Below are 10,165 nucleotides of genomic sequence, written 5' to 3'. Positions count from 1 at the left end.
GGAGCGGCCCGGAGCTTCCGCCGCCGGGACCGGCCCCCAGGCCGCACGCCCGGCGAGCGGAAGGGCTCCGGGCCGGGTGCGGCGGCGCGGAGCGCTGCCGCCTTGACCCTGTAGAGAAGATCCTCGCCATTAGGGCCCCACGAACCATGATCGCAGACGATCGGCCAAGTCCTGTAGGCGTGCTTCAGGCGAGTACGCAGGTCAGACGATCGGCCTGCATAGTGTCGGCGCACCGGGCGATTCCAGGGCTGGCATGAACCTATTGCCTGAAGTCATCTTGTGGTGGCAGGAGATGGGCCGGTCGAAGGTGACGCCGGCGAAGTGCTTGCGCAGCACGCCGCAGACCAGGGCCATCATGATCGCCCGGTTGTGGCGGGCGTAGTCCTGCGCCCAGAACAGGTCGCGCCGGTAGGCCTCCATCTTCACCGTGCCGGCCACGAAGACCGCCAGGTCGCGGTCGGGGAGGTCCTGGTTGTGCGGCAGCTTGCGCGCCTGCTCGATGTGGTGCTCGGCCAGCTCCTTGCCGATGTTGCGCGAACCGGAGTGCAGCACCACCCACACGACGCCCTCGTCGTCGGAGCAGACCTCAAGGAAGTGGTTGCCGCCGCCGAGCGTGCCCATCTGCACCTCGGCACGCTGCCTCCTGCCCCGGACCGCGGGCGCCAGGGCGTCGAAGCCCTTCCAGAAGGAGTCCCACTGCGCGGCCGGGAACCCGTGCAGCCTGCCCGGCTCCACCGGTCGCTTGTGGGCGTGGAACCCCACCGGGACGGCCTGCTCCAGCCGCGAGCGGAGGTAGGGCAGATTGTCCGGAAGGTCGTCGACCTTGAGCGAGGTGCGCACCGCGTTCATGCCACAGCCGATGTCCACCCCGACCGCCGCCGGCGACACGGCGTCGCGCATCGCGATCACCGAGCCCACGGTGGCCCCCATGCCGTAATGCACGTCCGGCATCACGGCGACACCATGCGTCCACGGCAGGTTCGCCACGTTGCGCAACTGCTGCATCGCCTGCGGCTCGACCTCGTCGGGCTCGGCCCACATCCGGATCGGCGCACGCCCACCCGGCACCTTCTTGTACACCATCGCGTGTCGCCTCCCTCCGCCGGACTCCGGACCGACGCCATCAATGACGCCAGAGTCGCACCACCGCCCGCAACCCAATAAAGATCCTCTGCCCGTCCTCGACCCCCGTGAAAGGCCGATCGGCCCGGGTGAGGCGTGGACGAAGAGACGGTGCCGACGGGTGGACCGGCCGCAATGGCGTCAGGGCGTCGATCAGGCCTGGACGGCCCGCGCCCGGCGGCGCCGCTTCCAGGCCAGGGTCGCGGCCTGGATGACGAAGAAGGCGCCACCGGCCGCGGTGTACATGATCAGCGGGGTCAGGCCGGGGTGGTCGCCGACGGCGGCGGGCAGGTAGGTGAGACCGGCGATGACCGACAAGGCGCCGGCGACGAGCATCGGCCACTGACGGCCGAGCTCGGGGCCGCGGCGGCGGACGGCCACGGTCAGCTGGGCGGCACCGGAGACGATGGCCCAGAGGCCGAACACGAACAGCACCGCGCCGACGCCGCCGATGGCGGACAGGCCGAGACCGACGGCGGTCAGGGCGCTGAGCACCGTGTTGAACACCTGCAGCCTGCGGGCGGGAGTCCCCGGATCCTCACGGACGTCGAGCAGCGAGGCGACGACGTCGATGATCGGGTACGCGACGAGCAGGATCACCGAGGTGGCCGTCAACGAGTCGTGGACGGCGACGAAAGCGGCGGACCAGGCGATCGCGATGAGGCCGCGGACGAGGTAGATGCGAAGGAGGGACGACATCGGGGCTTCCATATTCTTTCCGACATTCCGGCTTTCCGAGGTACGGAGTCACTCTGACCGCCCGTACCGGCCGATCGCCCCTGGGAGAGACCCTGGGCGGGACCCTGGTCCCGGCCCCCTGGGCTCCCCGGGCCCCCCTGGGGAGGGCTGCGGCACGTCACGACGTTCGAGCCGAGCAGGAGTGTTGTAACCTCCCCGGCGGGGGGATTACGTGCAGATCAACACCAGGATGTCCGCTTTGCGAGGGCGGCGGCGCGAGCAGGAGGCGCTCGAACGGCTGTTGCGTGAGGTCAGCGCCGGGCAGAGCCGGGTGCTGGTGCTGCGCGGCGAGGCCGGAGTGGGCAAGACCGCCCTGCTGGACCACCTCGCCGAGACCGCGCCGGCCGGTCACGTGGCCCGCGCGGCCGGGGTGGAGCTGGAGACCGAGATCGCCTACTCCGCGCTCCAGCAACTCTGCGCCCCGCTGCTGGGCCGTCTCGACCGGCTGCCCGAGCCGCAGCGCGACGCGCTCGCCACCGCCTTCGGCCTCAGCACCGGCACCCCGCCGGAGCCGTTGCTCGTGGGGCTCGCCGTGCTCGGGCTGTTCGCCGAGGCCGCCTCGGAGCGGCCGCTGGTCTGCCTGGTGGACGACGCGCAGTGGATGGACCGCATGTCGGAGGTGATCCTCGCCTTCGTCGCCCGCCGGCTGGACCGCGAGTCGATCGCCCTGGTCTTCGCGGCGCGCAGCCCCGGCGACGAGCAGGTCCTCGCGGGGCTGCCCGAACTGCGCGTCGAGGGCCTGCCCGACGCGGACGCGCGGGCACTGCTGGACTCGGTCCTGCCCGGGCCGATCGACGCCCGGGTACGCGACCGGATCGTCGCCGAGACCCGCGGCAACCCGCTCGCCCTGCTCGAACTGCCGCGCGGTCTCACGCCGGCGGAACTGGCGTTCGGGTTCGGCGGGCACGGCGGGACACCGCTGGTGGGCCGGGTCGAGGAGGGCTTCCAGCGGCGCATCGCCGCCTTGCCCGAGGACACCCGCACACTGCTGCTCACCGCCGCCGTCGAACCGCTCGGCGACGTGCCGCTGCTGTGGCGCGCGCTGGAGCGGCTGGGCGTCGGGATGGACGCCGCGGCGCCCGCGGCCGCCGCGGGCCTGATCGAGATCGGGACCCGGGTCCGGTTCCGGCATCCGCTGGTCCGCTCGGCCAGCCGGCGCTCCGCCGCGCCCTCCGGGCTGCGGGAGGTCCACCGGGCGCTCGCCGAGGTGACCGATCCCGGGCGGGACCCCGACCGCCGTGCCTGGCACCGGGCGCACGCCGCGCTGGGACCGGACGAAGAGGTCGCCGGCGAACTGGAGCGGTCGGCCGGCCGGGCGGTGGCCCGTGGCGGCCGGGCGGCGGCCGCGGCCTTCCTGGAGCGCGCGGCGGAGCTGACCCCCGATCCGGCCAAGCGCGCCGGGCGCACCCTGGCCGCCGCGGCGGCCCGGTTCGCCGCCGGGGCCCTCGCCGAGGTTCCGGACCTGCTGGCCTCGGCCGAACTCGGTCCGCTGGACCTGGTGCAGCAGGCCGGAGTGGAGCGGCTGCGCGCCAAGGTGGCGTTCGCGCTCAACGCCGGACGGGCGGCCGGGCCGCCGCTGCTTTCGGCCGCACGCCGTCTTGCGACCCTGGATCCCGCGGCGGCCCGCGAGACCTACCTGGCGGCGATCGGCGCGGCCGTGAACGCGGGATGCCTCGGCGACGGCGACCTGCGCCGCGCCGCCGAGGCGGCCCGGGGCGTCCCCGCGGGCGGGGAGCCGGCCGGTCTGCTCCTCGAGGCTCTGACGGCGTGGAGCCTGGAGGGGCACGCGGCGGCGGTGCCGCTGTTCGCTCGCGCCCTGGCCGAGGTCTCCCCGCACAACGACGTGGACCTGGTCTGGCTGTGCGGGGCGATCTTGCACGAGGTGTGGGACGACGTGGCGTTTCTCACCAGGACCGAGCAGGCCGTCGGCTACGCCCGTGAGACCGGCGCGCTGTCCCTCCTGCCGAGCGCGCTGACCTTCCGTGCCACCGCGCTGATCTACGCCGGCCGCTTCGCCGACGCCTCGGACCTGCTGGAGGAGGCCGAGGCCCTCGGGAACGCCACCGGCTCGTCCCCGCATCCGGCCACCGCGGTCATCCTGGCCGCGCACCGCGGCCGTGAGGAGCCGGCGCTGGAGCTCAACGAGGCTCTGGTGAACAACGCCGAGGCGGGTGGCATGGGGTGGCTGCTCGCCGTCGCCGGGTACAGCAAAGCGGTGCTGTACAACGGGCTCGGCCGGTACCCCGCCGCGCTGCGGGCGGCCCGCGAGGCGGCCCGGCACGAAGACCTCGCCGTCCTGCAGTGGTCGCTCGGGGAGCTGGTGGAAGCCGCCGCGCGCGCCGGGGAGCACGCCGTCGCGGCGCGGGCACGTGACCGCCTCGCCGCCCGCACACGTGCCGCCGGCACCGACTGGGCCCTCGGCGCCCAGGCGCTCGCGGACGCGCTCGCCGGATCGGTCGGCCCGGCCGGATCCGCCGAATCGGCCGGATCGGTCGAGGAGCACTACCGAGAGGCGATCGAGCGGTTGTCCGCGACCCGGCTCGGCCTGCAGACCGCCCGGGCCCGCCTGCTCTACGGCGAGTGGCTGCGACGGGAGAACCGGCGGGCCGACGCCCGGGCACAGCTGCGCGTCGCGCACGAGGCGTTCACCACCATCGGCGCGGAGGGGTTCGCCGAGCGGGCCGGGCGGGAACTGGCCGCCACCGGCGAGACGGTGCGCAGGCGGACCCTCGGAGAACGGGAGGAGCTCACCCCCCAGGAGGCGCAGATCGCGCGTCTGGCCGTGGCGGGCCGCACCAATCCGGAGATCGGCGCCGTGCTGTTCCTCAGTCCGCGCACCGTCGAATGGCACCTGCGCAAGGTCTTCACCAAGCTCGGCATCGGCTCGCGCCGCGAGCTCGCCTCCGCCCTGCGCGACAGGTGACCCCAGGGACGCCCCCAGGGGGTCACCCTGGGGCGAGCGTCCTGCCCCGCACGTGATCGTGGACACCGGATGCCGGACGGCATCACCGTGATCGTGAAGAGGTGGAGACAGTGGTGGACTACCTGCTCGAAGTGATCGTGCTGCCGGTGGCCGACGTCGACCGGGCCAAGGAGTTCTACAAGCGGATCGGATTTCGCGAGGATCTCGACTACGTCGGCGGCCAGGACTTCCGGGTCGTGCACTTCACCCCGCCGGGCTCCCACTGCTCGATCGTCGTGGGCGAAGGCATCGGCACCGCCGCTCCGGGGTCGGCGGAGAACGTGCACCTGATCGTGCGCGACATCGAGGAGGCCCGGGCCGACCTGGTCGGCCGCGGCGTCGAGGTCAGCGAGATCTTCCACGACGCCGGCGGCGTCTTCCACCACGCGGGCGAGGAGAAGCGGGTTCCCGGCCTCTACCCCGGCCGCCTCTCGTACGGTTCGTTCGCCTCGTTCAGCGATCCGGACGGCAACGGTTTCCTGTTGCAGGAGGTCACCGAGCGCGCCCCCGGCCGCTGAGGCCGCGCTGGACGCGCCCACCGTATGACCGCGGCGGCCCCGGGGAGAACCCCGGGGCCGCCGCGTCGTGCGGACAGGGTCAGGCGGTGACGCAGCGGTAGTTCGCGGCCGAGGCCGTGTCGCCGTGACCGGTGTAGCGGGCCACCATCGGGTAGCGGCAGACGTTCCGCGTGACGGTCCTGCCGTCGGCGCCGGAGACCGAGGCGGCCAGGGTGGCCGGAGCCTTGCCCTTCTCCACCCAGGTGACCAGTGCGCCCAGGTCGTCGGCCGGGTACGGGCCGGTGCCGCCGCCGCAGTGGTTCACGCCGGGCAGCAGGAACAGCCGGTAGAAGTCGTCGACCCGCTCGCCGCCGCCGAGGGCCCGCTCGACCCGCTCGCGGTAGTCGACCGTGCCCTGGGTGGGCACCAGTTCGTCGGTCTGGCCGTGCCAGCTCAGCAGCTTGCCGCCGGCCTTCGCGAACGCGGACAGGTCCGGGTCGTCGCTGCCGATGATGTCGTTGAACCGCCGCTGCGACGCGCGGAAGATCTGCTCGAAGGACCTGTAGGTGAGCTTCGTGGTGTCGAACGAGGGGTCCTGCGTCACGAAGTACTTGACCCAGGTGTCGGCGACGAAGAACGGGGCGCCGGGAGTGGCCAGGGCGGCCAGGCTCGCGCCCTTGTTCGGCCCGTACCAGAGCTTGCGGCCGGAGATGACCGGCCCCGCCCAGACCTTGCGCACCGCGTCCGCGGTGGCGCGGGAGATCACGATCGTCCTGTCCTTGCAGACGACCTTGGTGCCGACCAGGCGACGGGGGTCCCAGCCGCACTTGTGCGGGCTGTCGATGACGCCGTCCTCGACCCCGTCGAGGGTGTCGCAGGCCTTGACCGCGGCGGCGGTGAACGCCTCCAGCTCACACGAGGTGGGCGCGACCTTCTCCTCGTTGAAGACGGCCTGCGACCAGAGCGTGGCGACCGCGAACCGGTCCCAGTTGATCGCCGGCGCCTTGGCGAGGATCCCGTCGAAGTCGGCCGGGTGGCTCTGGGCCTCCTCGTACCCCTGGCGGCCGCCGGTGGAGCAGCCGTTCCAGTACGCGTAACTCACGGATCGGTCGTAGAACCTCTTCGCCACGTCCTTGCCGATGACGGCCATGTCGTGCAGCGAGCGGGAGGCGAAGTTCTCCAGCAGCGGAGTGTTGACCTTTCCGGCCGCGGTGAGCGCCCAGCCGCTCACATCGAGCGGGTTCGCGCCGACACCGGCATCGGTCGCCGCGGCGACATAGCCGGCCTTCACCGCGCCGACCAGCGGGGCGCCGCCAAGATCACCGGCGAGGTAGGCGCTGCCTCCGGTGGCCTGGAACCGCCCGGTCCACTTCTTCCTGTCCTGGGGCAGCGAGATCTTGATGGCGACGTGGTCCTTCGCGCCCGGGTGGCTCACCGTGACGGTGAGGTCGCACCAGGCGGGCACGTCGGTGAGCGTCTCCTCCTCGGGGTGCAGCGGTGGAGCGGCGGGGAAGGTGACGGTTCCGCCGGCGTGGGCGACCGCCTTCACCGACTCCACCTTCGTGCCGGAGGGCGCGGAGACGGGAACCGCGGCGCAGGTCGTGGCGGCTGCCGGGCCGCCGTCGCGGGAGAGGGCGCCGGCGGCCGTGGGCGTCAGCGCCGCCACCGCCGGCACCGCCGCCGCCATCAGGACGATCAATCGTCGTTTCATGCCCGACATACTCGTGCGGCACCCGTGGGCCTCACCCCAGGGAGACCCCCTGGGCCGCACCCTGGCCGGGCCTCGGCGCCTCACCCGCCCGCGGGTCCGGCCTCCTGGCGGGCGGCGGCGGGAACGTGCGCCGCTTCGCGGGAGCGGGCCCGTCCCGGTAGCGAGAAGTCAGCGGCAGGCCCTGGAAGGCCTGTTCGGCCGCGGCGTCGAGGTCCGCGCCGTCCATGCCGCCCTTGGCCATGACGTCGAAGCCACGGTTGAGCGACAGGACCATTACGGCGATGGCGCGGGCGTCGGCAGCGCGACTGCGTCGCCGCGGCCCAGCGCCACAGCGACCTCGCCCCGGAGGCCGAACGCCGTGCGGGACGGCTCCGCCGCAGCCCGCCACGGCGCCGCCACGCCGACGACCCCGGACCACCGTGAGGTACCGGGATCGGACGGTCGGCGACTCACGTAGGGAGCATGTCAATGAGCGCCACGCTCGAAGGAAAGATCGCGCTGGCCACCGGTGGCAGCACCGGCATCGGCCTTGCGTCCGCGCGACGGCTGGTCGACGAGGGCGCCTTCGTCTTCATCACCGGCCGCCGCGAGCAGGAACTGCTCAAGGCCGAGGCCGAGATCGGGCACAACGTGCGGACGGTGCGGGGAGACATCGCCCACCTGGCCGACCTCGACCTTCTCTACTCGGCGATCAGTTCACACGAGGGCCGGCTCGACATCGTCGTCGCCAACGCCGGCATCGTCGAGATGAGGCCCACCGACCAGGCCACCCCCGAGCACTTCGACAAGATCTTCGACATCAACGCCCGGGGCACCTACTTCACGGTCCAGAAGGCGCTGCCACTCATGGGCGAGGGAGGGAGCATCGTGCTCGTCTCCTCCGGCATGAGCGCGAAGGGCCGTCCCGAGGAGATGGCCGCCGCCGTCTCCTTCCTCGCCTCCGGCGACAGCAGCTACATCACCGGGTTCGACCTGGTGGCGGACGGCGGCGTCGTCGAACTCTGAGCCATCGGCGCGACCCGTCCGAACCCGCCGCAGGGCTCGTGCGGGTCGCGCCGCGCGCCCCGGTCTCTCCGCCCGGGCGACCGTCGCGGCCGGCCGTGCCGCGGTCATCACAGGACGTCGCCGGGTCATCACGGGACGTCGCGGGAATCGGCGCCGGCGGGCCGGGGGGCGTGGGGCCGCGCTCCGCCGATGACCGCCTGGGTGAGCTGCGCGGCCAGGCCGGCGGTGAGGGGGGTGCGGGCGATCAGGAGGCGGTACCACATCAGGCCGTAGACCTGGTCCATGGTCAGCTCCAGATCGATCCCGGCCGGCAGCTCGCCGCGGTCGCGGCCCTGGACGAGCAGCGCCCGCAGCCGGTCTCTGCGGGCCGCGATGAACGCGCGCATGCCCTCGGCGGCCGCGGTGTCGCGCAGGGCCTCGGCCGCCAGGGCGCGGAACAGGTCTCCGGCGCGCTCGACGGCGAGGAAGGTGCCGGACAGGAACGTCGAAAGGTCCGCGGCGAGCACTCCGGTGTCGGGGACGGGCACCTCCTGCTGGGCGTGCTCGACCACGGCCTCCAGCAGCACCGCGCCCTTGGAGGGCCACCACCGGTAGATGGTGTGCTTGCTGACCCCCGCCGCGCGGGCGATCGCGTCGATCGTGACGGCCATGCCGTCCGGCCCGGCGAGCAGATCGGCGGCGCGGCGCAGCACGGCCTCCCGGACCGCCGGGTTGCGCCGGCGACCGGTGTGCGGACGGGAGGCGGGCGTGGGGTCGGTGGCCATGATCGCATCCTAGCATTTGACGGAACTGGTGGTTCCGGCAAAGCTTGTCGGAACCACCAGTTCCGTCAAGCACGAAGAGGGCCATCATGGATCTCCACCTGAGCGGCAGGCGCGCGCTCATCACCGGCGCGTCGAAGGGTATCGGCGCCGCGACCGCCGAGGTGCTCGCCGAGGAGGGCTGCGAGGTCCACCTCGCCGCCCGCGGGGCTCCCGCGCTGGAGGACCTCGCGCGCCGGCTGAGCGCCTCGTACGGCGTCGGCGCGTACGCGCACCCCGTCGACCTGCGGCGCCCGGAGGATCTCGCCCGCCTGGCCGAGGAGGTCCCGCGGGTGGACATCCTGGTCAACAACGCCGGCGACATCCCCGGCGGCCCGCTCGACGCGGTGGACGCGAAGAGCTGGCGGCACGGCTGGGAGCTCAAGGTCCTCGGCTACGTCGACCTCACGCGGCTGGTCTACGCGCGGATGAGGGACCACGGGCACGGCGTGATCGTCAACATCATCGGCATCGCCGGCCAGCGGGCCGACTTCGACTACATCGCGGGCAGCTCGGGCAACGCCGCCCTGATGGCGTTCACCCGCGCCTTGGGCGGGCGCAGCCTGCGCGACGGCATCCGTGTCGTCGGCGTCAATCCCGGGCCGGTGGCGACCGAGCGCATCCTCACCCTCATGGCCGCGAAGGCGCGCACGGCCGGCGGCGACGGGACGCCTCCCGACCCGGCCGCCGCGTTCCCGCTCGGCCGTGCGGCGACGCCCCGCGAGATCGCCGACCTCATCGCCTTCGTGGCCTCTCCCCGCTCCGCCTACACCAGCGGTGCGATCTTCACCGTCGACGGCGGGATCTCCGCCGCGTCGTGACCACCGCCCGGGCTCGCCCCCGCCGCACCGGCTCGCCCCCGCCGCACGGGCACGACTCCGCCGCACGGGCACGACTCCGCCGCACGGGCACGACTCCGGGACGAGGACGGCTCCCGTACCGCCGAAACGGGTCCCGCCGCACGGGGACGGCGCCGCTCCGGCGAGGGCGGTGCCCACACGGGAAGGGCCGGTGTCCGCCGGGAAGACGGGGCGTCAGCCACCGGCGGCGTCGGGGCGCATCTCGGGGCAGGTGCCTCCCGGCGTGGTGGCCAGTTCGAAATGCCACATCTCGTTGGCGAACATCTGGCACAGCCCGTAGCGGGCGCCGTGCCGGCTGAGCCAGTCGTCGGCGTCGGTCGGGCCGATGTCCACCGCGTGCCCGGTGACGTGGCGCGAGCGCTCCGGGGTGGCGACGTACAGCACGCCGTCGGCGACCCGCGCCTCCCGGGCGATGGCGCGCACGGTGAGGCTCGCGGTGCCGCCCTCGGCGATCAGGCGTTCGGCGGTGG

At 73.4% G+C, this 10,165-nt stretch carries 9 protein-coding genes and 1 pseudogene; 4 read left to right on the top strand and 6 right to left on the bottom strand.

Annotated features, from left to right (window positions below; genetic code table 11):
* Positions 1 to 279 precede the first annotated feature (279 nt).
* Positions 280 to 1,083, bottom strand: a pseudogene (locus ABZU32_RS40670) (RtcB family protein); the annotation flags it as partial.
* 192 nt (positions 1,084 to 1,275) lie between these two features.
* Positions 1,276 to 1,821, bottom strand: coding sequence for a DUF308 domain-containing protein (locus tag ABZU32_RS40665; protein WP_354845137.1), 546 nt, complete (start codon positions 1,819 to 1,821; stop codon positions 1,276 to 1,278).
* A 229-nt stretch (positions 1,822 to 2,050) separates the two neighbouring features.
* Between ABZU32_RS40665 and ABZU32_RS40660 the strand changes: the two genes are divergently transcribed.
* Together ABZU32_RS40660 and ABZU32_RS40655 are read left to right on the top strand one after the other, a co-directional pair.
* Positions 2,051 to 4,783 carry an AAA family ATPase gene (locus ABZU32_RS40660; RefSeq protein ID WP_354932070.1) on the top strand — a complete coding sequence of 911 codons (2,733 nt, stop codon included), beginning with the start codon at positions 2,051 to 2,053 and terminating at the stop codon, positions 4,781 to 4,783.
* Between the two features lie 101 nt (positions 4,784 to 4,884).
* Positions 4,885 to 5,340, top strand: a complete 456-nt coding sequence (locus ABZU32_RS40655) for a VOC family protein (RefSeq protein WP_354932067.1) — start codon at positions 4,885 to 4,887, stop codon at positions 5,338 to 5,340.
* Between the two features lie 79 nt (positions 5,341 to 5,419).
* Here the strand turns inward: ABZU32_RS40655 and ABZU32_RS40650 are convergent, their stop codons facing one another.
* Positions 5,420 to 7,030: a tannase/feruloyl esterase family alpha/beta hydrolase gene (locus ABZU32_RS40650; protein WP_354932064.1), complete on the bottom strand. Its 1,611-nt coding sequence runs from the start codon at positions 7,028 to 7,030 to the stop codon at positions 5,420 to 5,422.
* 31 nt (positions 7,031 to 7,061) lie between these two features.
* Complete coding sequence (locus tag ABZU32_RS40645) at positions 7,062 to 7,304, bottom strand: hypothetical protein (RefSeq protein ID WP_354932061.1); 243 nt, start codon at positions 7,302 to 7,304, stop codon at positions 7,062 to 7,064.
* Positions 7,305 to 7,498: 194 nt separating this feature from the next.
* Between ABZU32_RS40645 and ABZU32_RS40640 the strand changes: the two genes are divergently transcribed.
* Positions 7,499 to 8,035 (top strand): SDR family oxidoreductase, encoded by a 537-nt coding sequence (locus tag ABZU32_RS40640; protein WP_354932058.1) that lies wholly within the window; start codon positions 7,499 to 7,501, stop codon positions 8,033 to 8,035.
* A 128-nt stretch (positions 8,036 to 8,163) separates the two neighbouring features.
* Here the strand turns inward: ABZU32_RS40640 and ABZU32_RS40635 are convergent, their stop codons facing one another.
* A complete protein-coding gene (locus ABZU32_RS40635; protein ID WP_354845119.1) occupies positions 8,164 to 8,799 on the bottom strand; it encodes a TetR/AcrR family transcriptional regulator in 636 nt (211 codons plus the stop codon).
* Between the two features lie 86 nt (positions 8,800 to 8,885).
* Between ABZU32_RS40635 and ABZU32_RS40630 the strand changes: the two genes are divergently transcribed.
* A complete protein-coding gene (locus tag ABZU32_RS40630) occupies positions 8,886 to 9,656 on the top strand; it encodes an SDR family oxidoreductase (RefSeq protein WP_354932055.1) in 771 nt (256 codons plus the stop codon).
* A gap of 213 nt (positions 9,657 to 9,869) precedes the next feature.
* On the opposite strand, the gene ABZU32_RS40625 is transcribed toward ABZU32_RS40630, so the two are convergent.
* Positions 9,870 to 10,165, bottom strand: a 296-nt coding sequence (locus ABZU32_RS40625; protein ID WP_354932052.1) for a TetR family transcriptional regulator, incomplete at its 5' end; no start/stop codon positions are given.

Origin of the sequence: Sphaerisporangium sp. NPDC005288 (genome assembly GCF_040607475.1) — a bacterium.
Taxonomy (GTDB): Bacteria; Actinomycetota; Actinomycetes; order Streptosporangiales; family Streptosporangiaceae; genus Sphaerisporangium; species Sphaerisporangium rhizosphaerae.
This window is presented reverse-complemented; position numbering and strand designations above follow the sequence as displayed.